At 42.6% G+C, this 23,787-nt stretch carries 24 protein-coding genes and 2 other annotated features; of the genes, 22 read left to right on the top strand and 2 right to left on the bottom strand.

Going from position 1 to position 23,787, the window contains the following annotated elements:
- Positions 1-56: 56 nt before the first annotated feature.
- The 5 genes from Q7P33_RS10515 (at position 57) to Q7P33_RS10495 (ending at position 3,286) form a co-directional block, all read left to right on the top strand.
- Positions 57-239, top strand: a complete 183-nt coding sequence (locus Q7P33_RS10515; protein ID WP_303870165.1) for a transcriptional regulator — start codon at positions 57-59, stop codon at positions 237-239.
- Between the two features lie 309 nt (positions 240-548).
- Positions 549-1,253, top strand: coding sequence for an ABC transporter ATP-binding protein (locus tag Q7P33_RS10510; RefSeq protein WP_303870163.1), 705 nt, complete (start codon positions 549-551; stop codon positions 1,251-1,253).
- Entirely contained in the window at positions 1,237-1,989 is a 753-nt protein-coding gene (locus tag Q7P33_RS10505; protein WP_303870161.1) for a protein kinase family protein, read from the top strand. Before Q7P33_RS10510 ends, Q7P33_RS10505 begins: the two co-directional genes overlap by 17 nt.
- A 22-nt stretch (positions 1,990-2,011) precedes the next feature.
- Positions 2,012-2,443 carry an EamA family transporter gene (locus Q7P33_RS10500; RefSeq protein ID WP_303870160.1) on the top strand — a complete coding sequence of 144 codons (432 nt, stop codon included), beginning with the start codon at positions 2,012-2,014 and terminating at the stop codon, positions 2,441-2,443.
- 39 nt (positions 2,444-2,482) lie between these two features.
- The gene (locus Q7P33_RS10495; protein ID WP_303870156.1) at positions 2,483-3,286 is read left to right on the top strand and encodes a class I SAM-dependent methyltransferase; all 804 of its coding nucleotides are present in this window, start codon (positions 2,483-2,485) and stop codon (positions 3,284-3,286) included.
- Between the two features lie 58 nt (positions 3,287-3,344).
- Here the strand turns inward: Q7P33_RS10495 and Q7P33_RS10490 are convergent, their stop codons facing one another.
- Entirely contained in the window at positions 3,345-4,907 is a 1,563-nt protein-coding gene (locus Q7P33_RS10490; protein WP_369693294.1) for a Na+/H+ antiporter NhaC family protein, read from the bottom strand.
- Between the two features lie 281 nt (positions 4,908-5,188).
- Here Q7P33_RS10490 and Q7P33_RS10485 point away from each other — a divergent pair, with 281 nt between their 5' ends.
- The 4 genes from Q7P33_RS10485 to Q7P33_RS10470 all read left to right on the top strand — a co-directional run bounded on the left by Q7P33_RS10485 (position 5,189) and on the right by Q7P33_RS10470 (position 10,526).
- Entirely contained in the window at positions 5,189-7,036 is a 1,848-nt protein-coding gene (locus tag Q7P33_RS10485) for a TIGR03960 family B12-binding radical SAM protein (protein WP_303870154.1), read from the top strand.
- The gene (locus Q7P33_RS10480) at positions 7,029-7,712 is read left to right on the top strand and encodes a TIGR03936 family radical SAM-associated protein (RefSeq protein WP_303870151.1); all 684 of its coding nucleotides are present in this window, start codon (positions 7,029-7,031) and stop codon (positions 7,710-7,712) included. Before Q7P33_RS10485 ends, Q7P33_RS10480 begins: the two co-directional genes overlap by 8 nt.
- Positions 7,713-8,411: 699 nt before the next feature.
- The gene (locus Q7P33_RS10475; protein ID WP_303870148.1) at positions 8,412-8,903 is read left to right on the top strand and encodes a nucleoside-diphosphate kinase; all 492 of its coding nucleotides are present in this window, start codon (positions 8,412-8,414) and stop codon (positions 8,901-8,903) included.
- Between the two features lie 186 nt (positions 8,904-9,089).
- On the top strand, positions 9,090-10,526 hold the full coding sequence (locus Q7P33_RS10470) for a sodium:alanine symporter family protein (RefSeq protein WP_303870146.1): 1,437 nt from the start codon (positions 9,090-9,092) through the stop codon (positions 10,524-10,526).
- A gap of 73 nt (positions 10,527-10,599) precedes the next feature.
- On the opposite strand, the gene srtB is transcribed toward Q7P33_RS10470, so the two are convergent.
- Entirely contained in the window at positions 10,600-11,310 is a 711-nt protein-coding gene (gene srtB / locus Q7P33_RS10465) for a class B sortase (RefSeq protein WP_303870144.1), read from the bottom strand.
- Positions 11,311-11,553: 243 nt separating this feature from the next.
- Between srtB and rplU the strand changes: the two genes are divergently transcribed.
- The 13 genes from rplU to Q7P33_RS10400 all read left to right on the top strand — a co-directional run bounded on the left by rplU (position 11,554) and on the right by Q7P33_RS10400 (position 23,786).
- Positions 11,554-11,871, top strand: a complete 318-nt coding sequence (rplU, locus tag Q7P33_RS10460; protein ID WP_303870141.1) for a 50S ribosomal protein L21 — start codon at positions 11,554-11,556, stop codon at positions 11,869-11,871.
- An 8-nt stretch (positions 11,872-11,879) separates the two neighbouring features.
- On the top strand, positions 11,880-12,212 hold the full coding sequence (locus Q7P33_RS10455; protein WP_303870139.1) for a ribosomal-processing cysteine protease Prp: 333 nt from the start codon (positions 11,880-11,882) through the stop codon (positions 12,210-12,212).
- Positions 12,213-12,224: 12 nt separating this feature from the next.
- Positions 12,225-12,512 (top strand): 50S ribosomal protein L27, encoded by a 288-nt coding sequence (rpmA, locus tag Q7P33_RS10450; protein WP_070371443.1) that lies wholly within the window; start codon positions 12,225-12,227, stop codon positions 12,510-12,512.
- A gap of 112 nt (positions 12,513-12,624) precedes the next feature.
- Positions 12,625-13,908 carry a GTPase ObgE gene (gene obgE, locus Q7P33_RS10445; protein ID WP_303870136.1) on the top strand — a complete coding sequence of 428 codons (1,284 nt, stop codon included), beginning with the start codon at positions 12,625-12,627 and terminating at the stop codon, positions 13,906-13,908.
- 51 nt (positions 13,909-13,959) lie between these two features.
- Complete coding sequence (locus tag Q7P33_RS10440) at positions 13,960-14,322, top strand: YhbY family RNA-binding protein (RefSeq protein ID WP_303870134.1); 363 nt, start codon at positions 13,960-13,962, stop codon at positions 14,320-14,322.
- A gap of 17 nt (positions 14,323-14,339) precedes the next feature.
- The gene (gene nadD, locus Q7P33_RS10435; RefSeq protein WP_303870132.1) at positions 14,340-14,981 is read left to right on the top strand and encodes a nicotinate-nucleotide adenylyltransferase; all 642 of its coding nucleotides are present in this window, start codon (positions 14,340-14,342) and stop codon (positions 14,979-14,981) included.
- Positions 14,968-15,543, top strand: coding sequence for a bis(5'-nucleosyl)-tetraphosphatase (symmetrical) YqeK (yqeK, locus tag Q7P33_RS10430; RefSeq protein WP_303870130.1), 576 nt, complete (start codon positions 14,968-14,970; stop codon positions 15,541-15,543). Before nadD ends, yqeK begins: the two co-directional genes overlap by 14 nt.
- 32 nt (positions 15,544-15,575) lie before the next feature.
- Positions 15,576-15,920 (top strand): ribosome silencing factor, encoded by a 345-nt coding sequence (gene rsfS, locus Q7P33_RS10425; protein ID WP_084633633.1) that lies wholly within the window; start codon positions 15,576-15,578, stop codon positions 15,918-15,920.
- Positions 15,921-16,048: 128 nt separating this feature from the next.
- Positions 16,049-17,146 (top strand): redox-regulated ATPase YchF, encoded by a 1,098-nt coding sequence (ychF, locus tag Q7P33_RS10420; RefSeq protein WP_303870128.1) that lies wholly within the window; start codon positions 16,049-16,051, stop codon positions 17,144-17,146.
- 191 nt (positions 17,147-17,337) lie between these two features.
- The gene (locus Q7P33_RS10415) at positions 17,338-19,050 is read left to right on the top strand and encodes a B12-binding domain-containing radical SAM protein (RefSeq protein ID WP_303870126.1); all 1,713 of its coding nucleotides are present in this window, start codon (positions 17,338-17,340) and stop codon (positions 19,048-19,050) included.
- A gap of 70 nt (positions 19,051-19,120) precedes the next feature.
- Positions 19,121-19,366 (top strand) — a binding site (T-box leader).
- Between the two features lie 102 nt (positions 19,367-19,468).
- Positions 19,469-21,385, top strand: coding sequence for a threonine--tRNA ligase (thrS, locus tag Q7P33_RS10410; protein ID WP_303870241.1), 1,917 nt, complete (start codon positions 19,469-19,471; stop codon positions 21,383-21,385).
- A gap of 71 nt (positions 21,386-21,456) precedes the next feature.
- Positions 21,457-21,698, top strand: a binding site (T-box leader).
- Positions 21,699-21,793: 95 nt separating this feature from the next.
- Positions 21,794-22,786 (top strand): ABC transporter substrate-binding protein, encoded by a 993-nt coding sequence (locus Q7P33_RS10405; RefSeq protein WP_303870124.1) that lies wholly within the window; start codon positions 21,794-21,796, stop codon positions 22,784-22,786.
- A gap of 103 nt (positions 22,787-22,889) precedes the next feature.
- Positions 22,890-23,786, top strand: coding sequence for an ABC transporter permease (locus tag Q7P33_RS10400; protein ID WP_070371434.1), 897 nt, complete (start codon positions 22,890-22,892; stop codon positions 23,784-23,786).
- Position 23,787: the final 1 nt, after the last annotated feature.

Genomic DNA, 23,787 nt, shown 5'->3' with positions numbered 1-23,787 from the left:
ATTAAGAATGTTCTGTTAGAATTTGTCATAAGAATGAATGAATTTGGAGGGCAAATATGGAACTGAAGGATAAAATTTTAGCTTACATGGAACAGTATGGCGCACCGATGACTGCTGGCGAAGTTGAAAAAGCCTTAAAGGTTGATCGCAAAGAAGTTGATAAAGCCTTTAAGCAGCTAAAAAAAGAAGAAGCCATTGTCTCCCCGATACGCTGCAAATGGGAGCCAGCCAAAAAATAACAAATCTGTTGCTGCTACAGGATCAGATACGAATCAGAAAGATAGCCTAGTACCGACACTTGTTACATCATGTTGTCCGCAGCGGACACGGCTCGCTTGTCCGAATCCGCAGCGGACAACAGATTAACAAGGGTCTGACCCCTTGGTCATTGGTCGGTACGGGAGTTTATCGACAACCTCAAAGAAAGGGAAACCTTTCTTTTTTTTCGAGCTGACTGGCTTTTCAGCGGTTTATTCGCTATACTGATAACAGCCATGATTGTTTGTAAGGGGTGCAGTACCTCAATTAACTGAAGAAGGACAAAAAAGATGAAACATTTTATTGAATTTAAAGATGTACATAAGCGCTATCATATGGGAGAGGTAACCATTAATGCCGCCAATGGGATCAATTTTTTTATTGATGAGGGCGAATTTGCAGTGGTTGTGGGCCCAAGCGGGGCTGGAAAAACAACGGTTCTTAATATTCTGGGGGGAATGGACGACTGTGATGAAGGCCAGGTGATTGTTGGTGAAAAAAATGTTGCGGCCTTAAACCGTCGGGAGTTGGCCGAATATCGGCGTTACGACACCGGTTTTGTTTTTCAATTTTATAATTTGATTCAAAATCTCACGGCGGTTGAAAACGTTGAGTTGGCGACCCAGATCTGTCATGACCCGATGGATGCTGAAACGGTTTTAAGAAGTGTGGGTTTGGAAGAGCGACTGGGAAATTTTCCTTCACAGCTTTCCGGAGGCGAACAGCAGCGGGTGGCGATTGCCAGAGCTCTGGCTAAACGTCCCAAACTATTGCTTTGTGATGAACCGACTGGAGCGCTGGATTATAATACGGGCAAGAATATTTTAAAACTACTCCAGGAAACCAGCCGAAAAGAAAAGATGACGGTCATTCTGATTACCCATAACCAAGCCATTACACCGATGGCCGATAAGGTCATTATTATGAAAAATGGTCAGGTTCAGAAGAGTTATCTCAATGAAAAGCCCTTATCAGTTGATGAGATTGAATGGTAGTCGTCTCACTACTCTCCGGGGAGTTCTTGCGCTTAATGGGTTTGCACTGGTTAAACCCCTGGGTCAGGGTCGCTTTGGGTGCTGCTATTTGATATCCCGGGAAGATCAGGACTATGTAGCTAAAATTTTTCACTCGAATGATGTCAAGCGCCGCAAAACGAAATTGATCTGGGAAAGTAAGTTTCTTAAAACCATCAGTCATCCTGCCATTCCCAAATTGATACAGGTCATTGATCAGGATGGGTGCTTTGGATTGGTGATGCAAAAAATGCCGGGCCAAACCCTGGATGATTGGCTGGCGTGGGACTATGCTTTTAGTAAAACTGAAATCACCAATATTTTCTATCAATTAATTGCGGTTATGGATTATCTGGAAAACCTTGGCATTAGCCATCGGGATATTAAAGTTGACAATATTCTATGGACTGGTGAGCAGTTGTCACTGATTGATTTTGGTTCAGCCAGAAAGATGGTGTCATTTGACACTCACTTTAATCCGGATTTTTGGGGGATCGGTGATGTTTTTATGCGTCTGGCATTAAACTGCGACGAAATAACCGCAAGTCCAAATCACGGCGGAATAGAACAGTTTAATCTATCAGAAGAAGAGCGGTTAGTCATCAAGCGGTTATTGTACATTGAAAAACCCTATCAGAATTTTCGGGTTTTAAGAGCTGACATTATACAACATTGGGAATCTCTACATATCTTTAAACAGTCATACACTAATTTATAAGGAAGGGGAGTGCCTAAGAACGTTGAATGAATTCGCCTATTATCTGCCCATTTTATTAATTGTAACCGCTAATGTGTTCTATAACATTTGTACGAAGTCGACACCGGAGACGGTCAATCCTTTTTTATCACTCTTAGTTACATATCTGGTAGCTGCGTTATTGACGCTAATTCTGATGCTGGCCAATGGCTTGGAAGAAGGAATCGTCCAGTCGGTTAAACGACTGAACTGGACCAGTTTTGCTCTGGGGATTTCGGTTGTTGCCCTTGAATTTGGTTACATTACCGCCTACCGGGCTGGATGGAATATCAGCCTGGGGTCGCTGGTTGCCAATATCTCATTGGCGATCTTACTGATACCTATTGGCATCTTACTATACAAAGAGGTTTTGACCACCAATCATCTGGTGGGAATTGCACTTTGCCTGATAGGATTGTTTTTTATTAATCGATAATTACCTGTAATTAAATTTAAATAAGGAGAAGGATGCCGGATGCAGTTTAAAACAGCATATTTTGAAGAGCTCTGGTTAAGTGATAACCAAAAAAAAGAACCGACTGCAGAATTTTGGGACTTTCGGGCGGAAGAATACAATCTTTCATCGTCAACAGAAGATGCCCAGTTAAATCGAAAAGACAAGGTTCAGGCCTTGATTAACAAAGGGATTATCACAAATGAAACAACCGTTTTGGATATTGGTTGTGGGCCGGGACAATTTGCAGTTGAGTTGGCAAAAAAAGCAAAAAAAGTGGTAGGGCTGGATTTTTCTAAAAAGATGGTGCGCTATGCCAGAGAAAATGCCGAAGCAGCAGGGTTACAAAATACCGAGTTTATTCACTCGGATTGGGACAGCTTTCACTACCTAGAATCCTTTGATCTGGTAATTGCCAGCATGTCGCCGGCGATTTGCAAACCGGATCATCTTTATAAAATGATCGGTGCCTCCAGAGGTTTTTGTTATCTGTCATCGTTTGTGGAACGACATAGTTGTCTGAAAGAAACACTCTACACATTAACAAATCAACATTATATCCGCCAGTTTAATAAGCTGAACTATATCTTTAATATTTTATGGACAAAGGGAATATTCCCCGAACTGACATATGAAACAGGGCTTCATAAGCGAGTTTTCCCACTGGAAAAAGCAAAGGGGATTTATACTCGGGAACTGGCCGTTTTAGATAATCCGGATCAGCTTGCACAGGTTCATCAACATTTGGCTCAAGTGGCAGAAAATGGCGTGGTAACTGAAGTGTTACAACAACGAAAAGGCGAACTGATCTGGGAAATAGTGTGATGTAGAAAAAGTGTCCGCCATTTTATTGCAAAATAGCGGACATTTGAAATGAACAGCATTAATCCGGGGTGGAGAAATCTAGTTTTGTGATGCGGGTTTGGGAAATCCGATGGAATACGATTAGTGATCCAATCAGTAGTCCGACCGAGGTTACCCAGGTCAGCAGAAGGTTTCCATAGCTTAAACCAGCGACCAGATAACCGATAAAACTACAGGATGCCACCACCAGGGCATAGAGCATTTGGGTTGAGACGTGCTGAATATGATCACAGCCGGCACCGGTTGAAGATAAGATGGTGGTATCCGAAATGGGTGAACAATGGTCGCCAAAGACTGATCCGGCCAAAGTCGCTGATAAGGTCACTACCATCAGCTCCGGGGCGGTGTATTGGGAAATCATGACGACAATCGGAATGAAGATCCCAAAGGTACCCCAGGCTGTACCGATGGAAAAAGATAACAGTGCCGAAACCAGGAAAATCATGGCCGGAATGAGCCCCACTGGGATACTGCTGGATTTAACCAGTTCGCCAATAAAGAGGCCGGTACCCAGCAGATCCTGACACAGGGCACCAATGGTCCAGGCAAGGGTTAGAATAATGTACGCCGGAACCATGGTTTTGATTCCTTCGCCGATGCCACCCATAAAGGTTTTAAAATCAATCAGTTTACGTGGGATAAATAGCAAAAAGGTCACAACCAGTGCCCAGAAGGCGCCCATTACCAGGGCGGCAGAGGCATCACAATTACCAAAGGCTTCCGATAAGGTCAAGCCTTTGCCGGACCAGTAGCCACCATTTTGGAGCATCGAGAGAATAGAAAAGACAATCAGCGAGGTGATTGGAATAATCAGATCCCAGATTGTGCCTTTGCCATCCATCAGAATTTTTTCTTCCAGTTCTGTATCCAGGGCACCCAGTTCGCCGGTTTCGGTGGCTCGCTGTTCAATCCGGGCTATAGATCCGAAGTCCATATTGGTAACAGAAATAATAATAACCATCAAGATACTTAATAACGCATAAAGATTGTAAGGGATTGTTGCCACGAAAGCACTCAGTTCATTTTGGAAAGATCCTGTTTCATAGAGTGTTGAGCCTACAGCTGCCGCCCAACTGGAAATCGGGGCGATGATGCAGACTGGAGCAGCAGTGGAATCGATAATGTAGGCCAGCTTGGCCCGGGAAATCTGATATTTGTCAGTGACTGGTTTCATAACCGTGCCAACAGTGAGGCAGTTAAAATAATCATCAACGAAAATAATAACGCCTAGAGCGCTGGTTGCCAGTTGAGCACTGCGGCGGGATTTAAGCTTGGTGGCGGCCCAGTTGCCATAAGCTCGAGAACCGCCGGCAATGGTTACGACATAAACCAAGGCTCCCAGCAGCCCCAAAAATAGGATGATATTAAACTTGCCCGGTTCACCGACGGTTTCAGCCATCAGGCCAAAAGCAATCGTACCCATTTCAATCAGACCGCCGCCGCTGTTAATGACATAAATCAGGGTTCCGGATAAAATTCCGATTAGCAGGGCGGAGATAACTTCTTTTGTAATCAAAGCCAGAACAATGGCAATCATTGGTGGAATAATGGACAAAATGCCCACATCGACTGTTTCAAACAATTTTTTCTCCTCTCATGAACATAGTTTCAGATAATTGCAGAAAGCTCAAAAAAACGCTCAGCTGTTTGAAATTACCTGACTCAAATTTTTCAAACAGGGTGTAGTCTATCATAATTGATAACGTTAATCAAATGCGCTTTTTAGAATAATTGTCGGAGCAGGGTGATGTGACTGAATATTTATTCTGAGGTGAGGACTGTACAAGCTGATAAGAATCATGTAAGATAAGGTGTGCTAAAATGAGTCAGACAGTTTTAAAAATTATAAATATGAGGAAATGAATGAATAATTATATTGAAAAAAATATTTTACCTCTGGTGACAAAACCAATCACCTATCTGGGTAATGAGGTGAACGCAGTCCATAAGAATCCGAGTCCGGAGATGATTCGTTTTGCCTTTGCCTTTCCGGATACGTATGAGGTGGGAATGTCCCATTTGGGTATGAAAATACTCTATGGTTTACTCAACGAAGAAAAAGATATCTGGTGTGAGCGGGTATTTGCCCCCTGGGTCGATATGGAAGAACAATTACGTCAGCATAATTTGCCACTATATGGCCTGGAATCAATGCTGCCCTTGAACGATTACGATTTTGTGGGATTTACACTGCAATATGAAATGAGCTTCAGTAATATTTTAAACATGCTGGAGTTAGGCAAGATCACCCAACGAAGCGCTTTGCGAGAGGAAGACGAACCGTTTGTGATTGCCGGGGGCCCCTGCGCCTATAATCCGGAACCATTGGCTGACTTTATTGATCTTTTTGTCATCGGTGAAGCAGAAGAGGTGATTCTTAAAATTATGGCTGCCCACCGGGAGTGGAAAAATACGGGTGGTAACCGCCAGGACTTTCTGAAAAGGGTAGCACAGATAGAAGGGGTTTATGTCCCGGCATTTTATCAGGTCAACTATGATGAACAGACTGGGTTGATTACCGCCTTTGAGCCGATTGTCAAAGAGGCGCCATCAATAATCCGCAAACAATTTATTGAAGACCTCAACAATGCTTATTTCCCTGAAAAAATTGTAGTCTCTTATACCGAAACCGTCCATGATCGAATCAGCTATGAAATATTTAGAGGCTGTGGCCGGGGTTGCCGTTTTTGTCAGGCTGGGATGATCTACCGCCCGACTCGGGAAAAAACCGTGCCTACCATCCAGGCAAAAATAAAAGCACTGATCGACGCCACTGGCTACGATGAGGTTTCACTGTCGTCTCTCAGTACCGGCGATTACAGTGAAATTGAGGCACTGATTAAAAACCTGGTTTGTGATTATACAGATGGAAAAGTCAGTATTTCCTTGCCATCACTGCGAATTGACTCCTTAAGCATTGAGATGCTTGAAGAAATCCAGAAAGTTCGCAAAACCGGTTTGACGCTGGCACCAGAAGCAGGAACCCAACGGATGCGGGACGTTATCAATAAAGGTGTTACCGAGGAAAACCTGCTTGATACGGTACGAACCGCTTTTGAAAAGGGCTGGGGACATGTTAAATTGTATTTCATGATTGGTTTACCAGGGGAAACGCTGGCAGATATTGAAGGTATTGCTGATTTAGGGCAAAAAGTTGTGGACGAATATTTTAAAATAGATCGGGAAGAGCGTAACAAAAGTTTGAAAGTCGTTTTAAGCACCTCTTCCTTTGTGCCCAAGCCATTTACGCCTTTTCAGTGGATGGGCCAGAATACCCAGGAAGAATTTAAGCAGAAACAACGTCATTTAAAAGCCAGTATTAAAGATCGCAAGATTTCGTACAGCTGGCATGACAGCGGGGTTAGCTTCTTAGAAGCAGTCTTTGCTCGGGGTGACCGTCGTTTGGGTTCGGTGCTGGAAAAAGCTCATCAAAAAGGTTGCCGCTTTGATGGCTGGGGCGAATGCTTTGATCTTCAAAAATGGATGGATGCCTTTGTTGAAGCCGGGGTCGACCCAGATTTTTATGCTTTGCGAAACCGAGACTACAGCGAAATTCTACCTTGGGATTTTATTGATACGGGCATTACTAAGGACTTTTTACAAAGCGAAGCGGAAAAAGCCGAGACAGCTTTAACAACGCCGTTTTGCCCCGATACGTGTTCAAATTGTGGCATTATGGAATTCAAGAAAGGCTGGAAATGCAATGGTTAAAATACAGTATCAATTTAAACGATCAACTCCGCTGCGTTTTTTATCCCATTTGGATCAGCAACGATTGTTTCAACGGGCGTTTCGCCGGGCGAATATCCCGGTCGCATATTCCCAGGGTTTTAATCCCCATCCCCGGATGTCATTTGCGCTGGCGATGTCAGTGGGTTTAACCAGTGACTCGGAGTATGGCGAGGTGATTGTGTCAACGGATATCAATGTGGACAGCTTTATCAGCCGCATGAACCATGTATTGCCGAGTGGTCTGGAAATTGTTACTGCAAAAATCTGTGGTGAGGGGGTCGAATCCCTGTCGGCATCGCTGTATAAAAGTGACTATCAGATTCGTGTCAAGGTCATGCCAGAAACTGATTTAGGCGAATTGGCAGAGTCAGTGCGCATGTATCTGGAACTTCCACAGATTTTGGTTCAGAAAAGAAATAAAAAAGGGAAATTTGTTGAAAAAAATATCCGACCCTTTATTGAATCGATTTCGGTATTTCCAGACAGCGAAATCGATCACGTCAATGTTAAGATGACACTGATTTATATCGAGCAGCAATGTGTCAAGCCGGAACAGGTCTTAGCGAGTTTTAATGATCAAATCAGTGCAGTTTTTGTGATCGATCCGACGATTGAATTACATCGCGAAAAACTGCTGCTTAAAGCCGATGCTTAAGGTTTACAAAAGAAATAAAAACGTTTACAAAAAATGCCTTTACATTTCAAAGAAACGTGCTATAATTTAGCTAAATCAAAGATCAACACAATCCTTTTCTCAATTGATTATAAGATCATTGAAAAGTAAATAAACCTTAACAGCCGATAAGATTAGAAAGACGGTGATTTGTTTAGAGATAAAAATTTAAAATAACCCGAATGGATGAATAAGATTTTATCGATTGTCATCTCCAAAGATGCAGCAGTTATTAAAGCCAAATTGGGTACATGCATCGCACTGATGGCCTGATTAATTGGTGATCGGTATTTAATTATGGATGTAAGCATCACTTTTTAAAGTGCTGTGGCCATAAAAACAAATAATGGATCAACGATAATTAACCACGTAATAATGGAAATGACGATTTGCCACTGAAACGGTAAAAATTTGAAGTGAATGTAAAAATATCCAGAAGAATTTTGCCAGTTAAGCGTTTATTGCTTTTAGAAAAGTGAAGAAGTGGATTTTTGGTGAAATGAAAGGGGTGAGTCCAAAAGGAATGACATCTGAAATCGAAAGCTGAAGCCGGTTCTGCATTTATTGCGGGATCGGCTTCAGCGTTTTTTGCTGTTAATTAAGTATTTTAGTATCAAAATATCTAATATCTTAGTTTGTTAATATATCATAACAACAAAACATAGAAGGTGAGGATTTGCAATGAAATCATATGTATTAATTATTATGAAACCCGATGCGTTGGAAACGGAATTAGTTGAACCGATTATAAAACGGTTTATCGAGCATGACTTCAGGATCGAGATGATCGGATATAAACGCGTTAGTGACGACTTAATCTTAACCCATTACGCCCACGTGGTTGAAAAACTGGGAGAATCGTTTAAAAAAATGGCCATCACAGCTTTTGCTGGGAAAGCAATGATGCCCATTATTCTCAGTCAGGATGGGGAAAATGCCATCAGCAACGCCCGGGAATTAACGGGTGCTACCGACCCGGCCCGGGCTGAACCGGGAACGATCCGGGGTGATCTGGGCACCGATTCCTTTGATAATGCCGACCGGGAAGCTCGCTGCTGTAACAATCTGATCCACTGCAGTGACTCAAACGAAGCCCTGCTAACTGAACTTAAACTCTGGTTTGCTCTTGAAACCTTTCAACTCTTTGCGTCGTTAATCCAACCGCTCAATTGAATACGAGGCGATTTATCGGCCATTGGTTCCGGATTTGAGTTAAAACATCATTGGGAATGACAATAATTACCTCTTGATTAGGCTTAAGATACATTTAAGGTAAATACTTGTCATTAGAATGTTTAGTATTGTGAAGCAAGATAAATAATGATAAAATAATCCCACTATAATTTTAAGGGGGTTAAGATGAATTTTTCGGAAATTATTGCAGCTGTCAACAATTTTGTTTGGGGACCTGTAATGCTAGCTTTATTGATGGGAACCGGGATCTTTTTAACAGTCCGGTTAAAGTTTCTGCCATGGCGAAACTTGGGTTATGCATTGAAATCGGTTTTTGCTAAACAGGATCCGGCAAAAAAAGAATCGAGCGGGGATATTTCACCCTTCCAATCTTTGATGACGGCGCTGGCAGCAACTATTGGTACCGGTAACATTGTCGGGGTGGCGACCGCCATGGTTCTGGGAGGACCCGGAGCGTTAGTGTGGATGTGGATCAGTGCTTTGTTTGGTCTTTCCACCAAATATGGCGAAAGTGTTCTGGCGGTTAAATACCGGGAAACCAACAAAGAAGGCGAAATGGCCGGTGGACCGATGTATGCCATGAAAAATGGTTTCAAGAATAAGACGATAGGGTCAATTCTGGCGGTACTGTTCTCAGCCTTTGCAGTGATCGCTTCGTTTGGAATCGGTAACATGACCCAGGCTAATTCCATTGCCAGTGCTGTAGTTGGAACCTTTGGCATACCTACTTGGGTTACTGGAGCAGTCATTACAATTTTGGCTATTGTGGTGCTATTAGGTGGGATTAAGAGTATTGGTCGCGTTTGTGGTGTCATTGTTCCATTTATGGCAGTCTTTTATTTTGTGGCCGGTATATTAGTAATTATTATTAATTTTGAAAACCTGCCTGCCGGTATTTCACAGATCTTTACAATGGCCTTTTCTCCCACAGCGGTGGCTGGTGGGGTTGGCGGTACGGTGATTGCCAGCATGCTCAGTGCCATGCGTTGGGGGGTTGCACGAGGAGTTTTCTCCAATGAAGCTGGTTTAGGTTCGGCGCCAATTGCGGCAGCTGCAGCTAAAACGGATCATCCTTCCCGTCAAGGTTACATTAACATGACCGGAACCTTCTTTGATACGCTGGTGGTTTGTACTATTACCGGTCTGGTTATCGCTTCTTCCGGTATGCTGGGTACCATGACTGAAGCCGGTAAACTACTTAGTGGAGCTAACTTGACAATTGCAGCCTTTGAATCGGCATTGGGCCCGATTGGGGGGTACATCGTCACCATTGGGATTATGCTGTTTGCCTTCTCAACAATATTGGGATGGGAATATTATGGTGAGAAGTCATTGGAATATTTAATTAAAGCGCCAATGGCAGTGAAAGTTTATCGACTGTTTTACAGTTTAATTGCTTTTGTCGGTGCCACCACTGCGCTTCAGATTGTCTGGGATTTCTCGGATACGATGAATGGATTAATGGCAATTCCTAATCTGATCTCATTACTGGTTTTAAGTAATGTCATTGCGAAAGAGTGTTTTGATTATGAAGATAAAGTAATCAAGCCGGAACGTGAATTGCGAAAATTGGGAAAAAAGGCAGTTATTGATAACGAATAGTAACTTGCCTAAAATGTAATAAAGTGTCCGCAGTTAATGGATTAAGAGATCCAAATTGCGGACACTTTTGTGTTTACTTTATTTTCCGGGCATGAACCGCAAAGCGGGCATCATCGAAGGTGTAGATGCAGGTAGATAAGGTCAGTACTTCATCGTCAGGGGAAACAACCACACCGGTATCATACAGGGAGCGGGCTTTAAGCCGATTCATATAATTGATAAATTCGGTGTCGTTAGCAAAACTTGGCTGGCGATAATCGTAGTCAGCTTCAGTAATATAAACTGAGAAGATCTCCCAATCTCCGGGATTGCCAGGCTGATCAAACTGAATCACCGGATGGGCTTTAAAATAGGCCTGATCCTGATAATTCCATAAGCTGCCAAACATCGATTCATCTGACATATAATGACCATAGAGAACGTGATTCCGTGTTGTCACAGGATCACTCAAGTAGTCCCGGAAGATGGCGCCTTCAAAAGATGATTCCCTTAAAAAATTATGGGACAGATAAAAATCGTTATCGGTGGTTTGGGTAACCGGATATTCGAGTGGGGTGCCTTCGATTTGAACCCATCCAATAGTATCGGGGTTGATGGCCAGCAAGGCATTGAAATCGATCCGATCAGCAATCTCGGTGCGGTTTTCTTTTGCGACGGCAATTATTTTATCCTTTTGCATGTTTTGATTAATCGTTGGATAAAAATTATAGACTATGAATCCCATGGCAAGAGCAATTAATAAAACAACAGCTACAATTTTTATTCTAGGCATGTTTTTTTGCAATTTTATTTTCCTCCTAAAGCTCAATTTATTTTATTATACCCATCATACTGGAAAACCCCCATAATAAAATAAATGATTTCAGTCTCTTTAGGCGTATTTTTATGGCAAAAAACCATTATTAATATTTTGATTGACTTTAGCAGCTCACCATGTTAATATTTATAAAGTTATGTAGCCGCACACACAAGGTTTTAAGTCGAAAGCACCTTTTGTGGCGAGTCTGGTATGAGGAGGTGTAGAATCATGTATGCAATTATTAAAACAGGTGGTAAACAATACCGCGTTCAGGAAAATGATGTTATTCAAATTGAAAAAATCAATTTCACTGAAGAAGATGTAAAAGAAATTTCTTTTACTGAAGTTTTAGCAGTTAACAAAGATGGTGAAATGATCATTGGTACGCCGGTGGTTGAAAATGCTGTTGTTAAAGCTGAAATTCTGGAAGTTGCAAAAGGACCTAAGGTTATTATTTACAAGTATAAATCGAAAAAAGATTATCGTAAAAAACAAGGTCATCGTCAACCATTCATGAAAGTTAAAATTACCGGCATCCAAGCCTAGGCAATTTTATGATTTCAGTAAAGATTCAAGGTAAGAATAATAAAGCGAATGAAATAATTGTGTCAGGTCATGCCGGTTTTGCCGATCATGGCGAGGATATCGTTTGTGCGGCTGTTTCGGTTTTAACCATCAGCATCTTAAACGGGCTTACTGAAATCGTTGGGCGAAAAGATCTTGGCGAAGTAATCGAAGAAGGCTATGTCCGCTTCGTCGTTCCCGAAATCAATGATGAACCAACGAAATCAAAGACAGAGACACTTATTTCAACTTATCTTCTGGGGATCCGGGGGATTAAGGAAGCTTATGGAGATTATATCCAGTTTGAAGAAGTATATAAATAGGAGGTGAACAACATGTTAAAAATGAACCTTCAACTATTCGCCCATAAAAAAGGGGTTGGTAGTTCAAGAAATGGTCGTGACAGTGAATCTAAACGTCTTGGCGTAAAAAGAGGCGACGGTCAATTCGTACTGGCAGGAAATATTCTTGTTCGTCAAAGAGGAACAAAAATTCACCCTGGTACTAACGTTGGAAAAGGCGGAGATGATACATTATTCGCATTAGAAGACGGTATTGTACGTTTTGAAAGAAAAGGCAGAGATAAAAAACAAGTAAGTATTTATCCTCGGGAAGCCATCTAGTTTTCCAGTGACAAAATAATACAGCCATAAAACCTCTTATGCTCGTTTTTACAAGATAAGAGGTTTTATTTTTATGTTGTTCGGGTAGATACCATAAAAAAGCGAGGTAGCAATGTTTGTAGATAAAGCAGAGATTATTCTGAAGGCTGGCAACGGCGGACATGGCGGAATGAGTTTCCGGCGCGAAAAATATGTCCCCAATGGCGGTCCCGATGGCGGTAACGGAGGGCATGGCGGCAATATTGTGTTTATGGCCGACAATGGTTTTCGAACCCTGATGGAATTTAAATATAAAAGAAAACACAAAGCAGAAAATGGTGAAAATGGTACCGGCGGCCGTTCCACCGGCAAAACCGGGGAAGACCTGATTATTAAGGTTCCGGTTGGAACGATTGTTAAAGATAAGGATACCGGACGGATCATCTGCGATCTTTCCGAACACGGACAAAAATACCGGGTGGCTGAAGGCGGCCGGGGTGGTCGTGGAAATATGAATTTTGCAACAGCTACCAGACAGGCACCTCGTTTTGCTCAGGGTGGAGTGAAAGGTCAGGAACGAACCGTTATTCTTGAACTGAAACTGCTGGCTGATGTGGGTTTGATTGGGTTTCCCAATGTCGGAAAATCAACCTTGCTTTCAGTAATCACCAAAGCCAAACCCAAGATAGCCAATTACCATTTTACTACCATCGTGCCCAATTTGGGCGTGGTTGAATGGCGAAATTTTGATCCGTTCGTGATTGCCGATATTCCCGGTTTGATCGAAGGCGCTCATGAAGGCACCGGATTGGGCGATCAATTCCTTCGCCATGTGGAACGAACCAAGTTGCTGATTCATTTGTTGGATGCTGCTGGCAGTGAGGGGCGGGACCCGCTGGATGATTTTAAAAAGATTAATGATGAGCTAAAAAAATATAATGAAAAATTGGCCCAGCGAGTGCAGATTGTCGCTTTGAACAAGGTTGATCTTATCGCTGATGCCGACGAAACATCCGAACTCAAAGCAGAACTCGAAAAACTTGGTTACGAGGTTTTTGTAATTTCAGCAGTAACCGGCCAAGGCCTTAACGAGCTGCTTAGCCGAACGATAGCCTTACTGGATGAAATCGGCGAAGTTGAACCGATCTTTGACATTGAACCAGAGACTGAAGCCATTTATATCCCTGATTTTATGGAAAAACAATTTACTGTTGAAAAACTTGATCATTTATACATTGTTAAAGGTGATTTCCTGGAGCGACTGATCACATCGGTAAACTTTGAAGATCTGGATTCAGTTGGTTTCTTCCAGCGTGTTTTAAAAGACAAAGGCGTATTTGCAGAGTTGGAAAAAATGGGCATTCAGAATGAGGATGTCGTTCAGTTGGAGGACATCGAATTTGAGTATTTTAAATAGATTTTGCCCATAAGAATATGCTATAATAGCGTCGTAGAAAGTTGAGAAAAAATGTTAACAAGTAAACAAAGAAGTTATTTAAGAAAGCTGGCCATGGATATTCCTGATATCATCTTCGTTGGCAAGGATGGCGTTACCCCGCAGGTGGTTATCCAAACCAGGGATGCCATCATTGCCCGGGAGTTAATCAAAGGAAAGGTTCAGAATAACTCAATGGAAGAAGTTGGCGACGTCGCCCGCGAATTGGCCGCTGCCACTAAAGCGGAAATTGTCTGTACCATCGGTAATAAATTCATCCTTTATAAAAAGAATTTATTAAAAACAAAAATCGAAGTTCCCACTAAAAATCAGAAACCCATCAAACGGGTTAAGAAAAAATCATTAAGTCCATCACGAAAATTCACTAATTCATAAAAAAGTAAAGGTTTGAGATGAAGAAAAAAATCGGTCTTCTGGGAGGAAGTTTCAATCCCATCCATACAGGTCATCTGCTGTTGGCAGAGTCGGCCCGGGATCAATATGAGTTGGATAAGGTCTTGTTTATTCCCACAGGGAATAACCCATTTAAATTATCACAAGATGAAATTGCCAGAGAACACCGGTTAAGAATGGTGGAATTGGCCATTGCCGGCAATGAAAGTTTTGAGATATTGACCCATGAAATCGATCAAAGTGGCATCACCTATACCATTGACACGATTAACAGCATTAAAGAAATATATCCGGACTGTGATTTCTATTTTATTGCCGGGGCCGATTTAATGTTTGAAATTACCTTGTGGAAGGGTGCTCCGGAGCTGTTAAAATCAGTAAAGTTCATCACCACCTTCCGCCCGGGGTATAGTCATGAGCGGCTGGATATGCGGATCAAAGAGCTTCAGGAGATTTATGGAGCATCGATTTTTAAACTCTACGCCACGGAAATGGACATCGCCTCTTCAGATATCCGATCTCGGATCAAGAATGGCTACTCCATTCGGTATTTATTACCCGATCCCGTGGAAGCCTATATCCACGAGCAGGGTCTCTATTTACCGAATGAGACAAATGGGGATCAACATGAACTGGGCTGAAATCATTACTGATCTTGAAAATAAGCTGAGCTCAAAACGCTTTCGACACACGATTAACGTGGTTGCAGCGGCTGAACAACTGGCGAGTCATTTTGGGGTTGATCTCAATCAGGCCAGACTCGCAGCCCTGCTACATGACTGTGCCAAAAATATGTCGGATGAAAAGCTCCTTGGCTATGCCAAAGAGCACCGAATCAAAGTCGACCGTGTTAGTCGTTATGATCCCCAACTACTTCATGGACCGGTGGGAGCAGTATTGGTTAAAGAACGCTATGGTATTACTGATGCGGCGATTCAACGTGCGGTATGTTACCACACCACCGGGTGCAAGAAAATGAGTGCCTTGGAGAAGATTATTTATCTGGCAGATTATATCGAAAAAGACCGCTCTTTTCCCGGGATAGACGCCATTCGTGAGGCAGCTGAAATTGATTTGGATCGGGCGCTCATATTGGCTTTAACCAATAGTATCTGCCATGTAGCCCAAACCGGAGCCTTGCTTCATAAGCATACCCTTGAAGCACGAAATGATTTGCTGATTAAAACCAGAAATGTAAGATAAAAAATAATCAAGAAATTTAAAAAAGAAAGTGAGTGATCATTATTAATCCAGACGAATTTGCACAAAAAATTAAAGAGTGGATTGAAGCAAAAAATGGTGATGATATAGAAGTCATCGATGTAACGGAGATGACCTCTATTGCCAATTATTTTGTTATTGCCAGCGGGAGCTCTGAACGACAGGTCAAGGCGATTGCAGAGAATATTGAGTATGAAGCCCAAAAACTCGAGATTTTTCCTAAAGGGGTTGAGGGTTTACGGGAAGCTCGTTGGATTTTGCTGGACTACTACGACGTGATCGTCCATATCTTCCATGCAGAAGAACGGGAGTTTTATAATCTCGAAAAATTATGGAAAAACACTGTTGTCAATCGATAGATGGCTGTTTTACGAAAAAGCGCTGACCAATTTGAAATGGTGGTACTTCTTGTTCCAACGGAACGGGAAAACCCACCTTTTTAAATGTCAGGATAAATAGATTAGAAGAAAATAAGAAAGAGGTAATAATGAAGATAGGAATCGTCGGCTTACCCAATGTTGGGAAGAGCACTATATTTAATGCCTTAACCAAGGCTGGAGCAGAATCTGCCAATTATCCATTTTGTACCATCGATCCTAATATCGGAGTCGTGACCGTACCGGATCCCCGTCTGGCGGTTTTGGAAAAAATGTACAATTCTAAAAAGGTTATTCCCACTACGATCGAATTTGTGGATATCGCTGGACTGGTACGCGGCGCCAGCAAGGGGGAAGGTCTCGGTAACAAATTCCTTTCGCACATTCGGGAGGTTGACGCCATTGTTCATGTGGTCCGATGTTTTGAAGATGACAACGTGGTACATGTCGAAGGAAAAATCGATCCCATTGATGATCTCGAAACCATTAATCTGGAACTGATCTTTGCTGATATTGAAATGTTGGATCGACGAATAGAAAAAAATAAAAAACTCGCTAAGACCAATCCCCAGGAAAAAGCTAACATTGAAGTGGCGATGCGTCTCCGGGAAATCTTAGAAGGTGGAAAAATGCCCAATGACGAGGATTTTACAGCGGATGAATGGGAATTTATCCAAACCATTCAACTGATTTCAATCAAGCCGGTGCTGTATATTGCCAACGTTTCTGAAGATGATCTCCATGAAGATAATGATATGGTTACCCGTTTAAAGGCAACAGTGCAGGAAAATCACTCCGGCAGTCATAAAGACATCATTAAAATATCGGCTAAAATTGAAGAAGAAATCGCCCAATTTGACGAAGCTGAAAAGGCAGAGTTTTTATCGGATATGGGTTTGGAAGAATCTGGCCTGGATCAGGTTATTCGCTCAGGCTATAAGCTGTTGGGACTGATTACCTTTTTAACTGCCGGCCCCCAGGAAATTCGGGCCTGGACAGTTACTGAAGGAACGAAAGCCCCCCAGGCTGCCGGAAAAATACACAGCGATATTGAACGGGGTTTTATTCGAGCTGAAATCACCAGCTTCGATCAGCTGGTTGAAGCCGGTTCAGAAGTAAAAGCCAAAGAAAGCGGAGTCACCCGGGTTGAAGGTAAAGAGTATGTCATGAAAGATGGCGACGTTACTTTTTTCCGGTTTAATGTATAGCAAGTATCGTTTGTTTTCTTAATCGCTGTGAGCATGCTTCCGTTTACGCTGGAATGTTGTTGTCCAAAGTTAAACTGGCTTATCTGGTTCTGTTCATCTGCTCAGGACATCAACGAGTGTGATGACTCGGCAGCAAAGCAATTTTATTAACTTATTCCCAGAATTGAATCCCCGAATGCCTGGAGGTTACCGTGAAAGATCTTGTCCTAGTCGCCATTAATGCCAAATATATCCATACGAATCTGGCAGTACGTTCTTTGAAAGCACAACTGCCGGATTTTGATGTCGAAATCGTGGAGACGTCAATTAATGATCCCTTTCATCGAATTGTCAAATTGCTTCTGGATCAGAATACCAGACGGATTGGTTTCTCTTGTTATATCTGGAATATGGAGATGGTGCTCAAGTTGGCGGAAGTCATTAAAAAAGCGAATCCTCTGGTACAGATTATTTTCGGTGGTCCCGAGGTTAGTTTTGATGGAGCGGCGCTGCTGCAAGCCCATCCTTTTTGTGATCTGATTATTCAGGGTGAAGGGGAAGCCAAGTTAAAAGCACTGCTGGAGTGCAGTAATAGACGTGAAGGCCTTAAGACAATTCCGGGACTTTGCTATCGCAATTCAATGGAGCAGATTTTTACAATACCTGATACTGAAGCGTTACCCTTAAGTCAATTGGTGTTTCCCTATATTAATGTGGATATGGCCAGCCTCACGAATAAGATCATTTATTATGAAACCATGCGGGGCTGTCCGTTTTGTTGTGCCTATTGTCTTTCCTCAGCTAAACAAGGATTAAATATGTTGGGGCTCGACCGGGTTTTTGCTGAATTGGATTTTTTTATTGAGTCCGGTGTCAAACAGGTCAAACTGGTGGATCGTACCTTTAACTGCGACATCAGTCGGGCCAAAAGAATATTTAACCATATGATAGAGCGTGGCGGGACAACTAATTTTCACTTTGAAATGACTGGCGATCTGATTGATGATGAGATGCTTGACCTACTTACAACGGCCCCGCCGGGATTGATTCAATTTGAAATTGGCGTCCAGAGCACGTCTCCGGAAACCCTTTCCGCCATTGGTCGAAAAATCAGTGTGACCCGAACTGCCGAGCATGTAAAAAGAATGCTGGTGCCACAGAATATCCACATCCATCTGGATCTGATTGCTGGCTTACCCTTTGAAAGCTATGATATTTTTAGAGAATCCTTTAATCAGGTGATAGCTCTTGGCCCGGATATGCTGCAGCTCGGTTTTCTTAAATGTCTAAAAGGTACCCGGATTCGCAACGAAGCAGAAATTCATCAATATCAGTACGCCAGCTATCCACCCTATGAAATTATTTCAAATAAATACATCAGCGCAGAAGAACTTTATCAATTACGTCAAATTGAAGTATTGGTCGATCGGTACTACAATAGTGGGGTTTTTAAACAAAGCATGAACTATATTTTTGAGGATAAGATTTTTCTTACGCCCTTCGAATTTTTTGAGCGCTTTTCCTGTTATTGGGAAGATCAGGGCTATTATGATGTGGGAAAATCAAAGGAACAGATCTTTGGTATTCTTCACGACTTTTTCAAGGACCATCAACAGGTCGATCAGATTGATGAGTGGCTTCGATATGATTGGCTCGCCCAGGGCAATTTTAGAATGCCAATGGGTATGAGTGACCAGGCCCCGGATAAAGAATGGATCTTTGAGTTTCTAAAAGAGCCGCATAATATTCATAAGTATCTGGCTGACTTTATCGATCTTGCTCCTAAAAAGATCTATAATCAGGTCAAGTTTCAATATTTTTCAGCAGCCTTTCTTAGTCGACTCTCCGGAGCTTCGTTATCAACTGCAGATCAGCCGGGATTAGTGCTCTTTACAGCAACAGGATTGCAGAGTGTTATTCAATAAAATATTAAATTTTCTGAAAAGTATTGATTCCTGGTTAGATAAAGGTTATACTGATAGACAATAAAAATAAAAAAAGACGCTGATAAGGACGAGTAAGTTATCCATACGTTTCAGAGAGTAAGCAACCTGGCTGTAATTGCTTGTACGAAAGATAATTGAAAACCACCTTGGAGTCGAAACCTGAATTCGATCCGAAAGCTCTGATGTGCGCTTTCGTTAATAGTAGGGTTTTTCGGAGCTGACCGTTATTCAGAACTTAAGTGGATTCACGTACTGTGAATCAAATTGGGTGGAACCGCGTTGAGACGTCCCTTTGTTTGACAAAGGGACTTTTTTGTTTTTAAATTTAAATCGTTTTTAGCAGTCGGATCGCTAAGATTCGCGATATGCTTATAGAAATGCAAAAAAGGAGAAAATGATGATTACTATTACGTTAAAAGACGGATCCATAAAGGCTTATGAACCCGGAATTACAGTTCTTGAAGTGGCCAATGATATCAGCCCGGGATTAGCTAAAAATACCCTGGCTGGAGAACTAAACGGTGAGGTTGTTGATATCCGCCAGGCCATAAATGAAGATGCCACCCTTAATCTGTTGAAATTTGAAGATGAGGGCGGCAAGCACGCCTTTTGGCATACTGGTTCCCATCTCTTGGCCCAGGCGGTTAAACGGCTTTATCCTCAAGCCAAACTAGCCATTGGCCCGGCTATTGAAAATGGATTTTACTATGATATTGATGTGGATGTAGTTATCACACCGGAAATCATGGAAAAAATTGAAAAAGAAATGGCCAAGATTGTTAAGGAAGGCCTGGAAATCAACCGTTATGTGTTGAGTCGTAATGAGGCGCTGGCCAAAGTTAATGCTGAAGGTGAAATTTACAAAGCTGAGCTTATCGAAAACCTCCCAGAAGATGCCATTATCAGCTTCTATTCACAGGGCGAATTCTCGGATCTGTGTGCGGGTCCCCATATTCAAAACCTCAGCGGGATTAAAGCCATTAAACTGCTCAGTTTGGCTGGTGCCTACTGGCGTGGTGATGAAAAAAATAAAATGCTTCAGCGAATCTACGGAATTAGCTTCCCTAAAAAAAGTGAACTGGAAGCCTATTTAACACGACTGGAAGAAGCAAAAAAGCGGGATCATCGAAAATTGGGCAAGGAACTGGATCTTTTCTCACTTCAGGAAGAAGGCCCGGGGTTCCCATTTTTCCACCCCAAAGGGATGATTATCCGCAACGAACTGGAGAATTTTTGGCGACAGGAACATCAGCTCAGGGGTTATCAGGAAATAAAAACACCGATAATTTTAAATGCCGATCTATGGAAACGTTCCGGCCACTGGGATCACTATCAGGAAAACATGTATTTTACTGAAATAGATGACGCCTCCTATGCGGTAAAACCGATGAATTGCCCCGGTGGTATGCTGGTTTATAAACGCAAAGGCCATTCTTATCGGGATCTACCATTAAAGATGGCCGAACTGGGTCTGGTTCACCGCCACGAACTGCATGGGGCGCTTCATGGTCTGATGAGGGTGCGAAACTTTACCCAGGATGATGCCCATATCTTTATGACTCCTGAACAAATTGAAGCAGAAGTCATTAAGGTGATTGATCTGGCAGATGATGTGTACCGGGTGTTTGGATTTAACTATAAGGTCGAATTATCAACCAAGCCGGAAAAAGCCATTGGCTCCGATGAAGTCTGGGAAATTGCTACCGATGCTCTGAGAAACGCGCTGGAAAAGAAAGAAATCGACTATCGCTTAAACCCTGGCGATGGGGCTTTCTATGGACCTAAAATTGACTTCCATCTGGAAGACAGCCTCGGCCGAACCTGGCAATGTGGTACCATTCAACTGGATTTCCAGATGCCGGAACGTTTTGATCTAAACTACATTGGATCTGACGGCGAAAAACACCGTCCGGTTATTGTCCATCGTACCATTCTCGGCAGTATTGAGCGGTTCTTTGGTATACTGATTGAGCATTTTGCCGGGAAGTTCCCGGTATGGTTGGCACCGGTGCAGGTAATGATTATTCCGGTAGCAGATGCCCATCATGATTTTGCCAAAGGTATTGCCGACGAACTAACCGCCATTGGTGTTCGGGCCTCAGTGGATGGTCGTGATGAAAAGTTGGGTTACCGGATCCGGGAAGCCCAGATGCAAAAAGTGCCTTATATGCTGGTGGTTGGTGATAAGGAAGCCGAAGGCGGTGACTTGGCGCTACGAATCCGGGATACTGGCGATGCTGGTCTGATTAGCCTGGCGGATCTCAAAGAAAAGCTGATTGAAAAAATCAAAACAAAATCATTAACCTTAGACTAATCAATGAATAATACGGGTCGAATTTGCAATAATGGTTGACAAATTCGACCCGTATCAATATAATAAAAAACAATAAAGTGATGATCAGGAACCAGTAATAACAAGATGATCTTTACAGAGAGCTTTCGGTAGGTGCAAGGAAGCAAGACGTCGTTATGAATACATCCTGTGAGCTGCTCACCGAAAGGCACTGCCCGGTAGGCTGGGCCGGATACCAACCGTTATCATGGATAAGTGACTTTTGTTACTTGCAGAGTGTGATGTACATGCATCAAAGGCAAGGTGGTACCGCGAATTTGTGTTCGTCCCTGTTAGACAGAGACGAATTTTTTTTGTGTAAATATTAAAAACGAACAATTCAGCCTGAAAAGGTTTGATTGAATAAAAATGAAAATGGAGGAAAAGAAAATGAAAAAACACGGAAAAAAATTAATGGCTGTGCTGACCGTTGCAGCTGTGGTCGCTTTAAGCGCTGGCTGTTCAAGTACGGCGTCAAAAGATGACAGCAAGAATGCCACCATCGGGATTGTTCAATACGTGGATCACGTAGCCCTTGATGCAGCCCGGGAAGGCTTTGTGACTGCCTTGGCTGATAATGGTTATACAGATGGGGATAATATCACCCTTGATGTTCAAAATGCCCAGGGGGATCAAAGTAATCTTTCAACCATCAGCGACCGTTTTGTCAGCAACAAGGTTGACATGGTGTTAGCTATAGCCACGCCAGCAGCTCAAGCCATTGCTGGTAAAACGACTGAAATCCCGATTCTGGGAACGGCCATCACTGATTATGAAGCGGCTCGTCTGGTTTCTTCAAACGAAGCTCCCGGTGGGAATGTCAGCGGTACCACTGACATGAATCCGATTAAAGAACAAATTGACCTTCTGGTAAAACTGGTGCCAACAGCAAAAACCGTTGGAGTACTTTATACATCCAGTGAAGATAATTCAGTAATCCAGGCAAAAATCGCTAAAGAAGCCATTGAAAAACTCGGTCTGAAATATGTCGAAGTAACGGTTACCAACTCAAATGACGTACAACAGGCGACCCAATCGATCGTCAGCCAATGCGATGCCATTTATATTCCAACTGACAATGTTTTTGCCTCAGCCATGCCTCAGGTTCAAAGCATTACTTCGCAGTCAAAAACCCCAGTAATATGTGGGGAAGCCGGAATGGTGGAATCTGGTGGACTGGCGACCTTAGGAATCAGCTACTCAGACTTGGGTTATCAGACTGGTTTAATGGCTGTAAAAATTCTTAAGGGTGAAGCTGAACCAGCAACGATGCCGATTGAATCAGCAACAAAGTTTGAATATGCCATTAACGGTGCCGTCGCACAGGAAATTGGCTTAACGATTCCTGTGGATCTTCAGCAATACGTGATTACCGCAAAATAAATAACTTAACATAGAAACGATTTAGCAAGCAGTAATGAGTACCATTGCTGCTTGCTAAAATTATTAATCAACATAAACAATAGATAAGAAGTGAGGCATGATAATGTTTGAGATACTATTAGGTGCAATATCGCTGGGCCTGCTCTGGGCGATCATGACGATTGGCGTATATATCACCTACCGAATACTCGATATTGCTGATTTAACAGTCGAAGGCAGTATTGCCATGGGAGCTGCCATCGCAGCTTTTTCAATTTTTAACGGGATGAATCCATTCATCGCAACCTGTTTGGCTTTTGTCGGCGGGATGCTGGCCGGACTGGTCACCGGGATTCTACATACCAAACTAAAAATACCCGCCTTGCTGGCCGGCATTTTAACGATGATAGCACTTTATTCGGTTAATCTCCGAATTATGGGTAAAGCCAATCTGTCTCTGCTGCGGATTGACACCGTTTTTACCCCACTTGAGAACCTGGGATTAAGCCCAACCAATGCAGTCATGCTTTTTGGCTTTATCAGTGTGATGGCAATTGTTGGTCTTTTATACTGGTTTTTTGGAACCGAAATCGGTTGTGCCATCCGAGCAACCGGTAACAATCCGCAGATGGCCCGTGCCCAGGGCATTAATACCAATAATATGATTATTTTAGGCCTGGTGATCAGTAATGGACTGGTTGCTCTTTCGGGTTCATTAATCGCTCAGAGTCAGAGCTTTGCGGACATCCAAATGGGGATCGGCTCCATTGTTATCGGGTTAGCCTCGGTTATTATTGGTGAAGTTATTTTTGGCACCCGAAATTTTTTCAATTGCCTGATTTCTTTGGTCCTCGGTGCGATTACCTATCGGATTATCATTGCCCTGGTGTTAAAAATGGGGATGCCAGCCAACGACTTAAAACTATTTACCGCCATAACAGTTGCCATTGCGCTGTCACTGCCAGTCTTTAAAAGCTATCTTCGTCCCATTAAAAAATCGATGAATGGAGGCGATCTCTAAA

Origin of the sequence: Acetobacterium wieringae (assembly GCF_026646375.1) — a bacterium.
GTDB classification, from domain to species: Bacteria; Bacillota; Clostridia; order Eubacteriales; family Eubacteriaceae; genus Acetobacterium; species Acetobacterium wieringae_A.
This window is presented reverse-complemented; position numbering and strand designations above follow the sequence as displayed.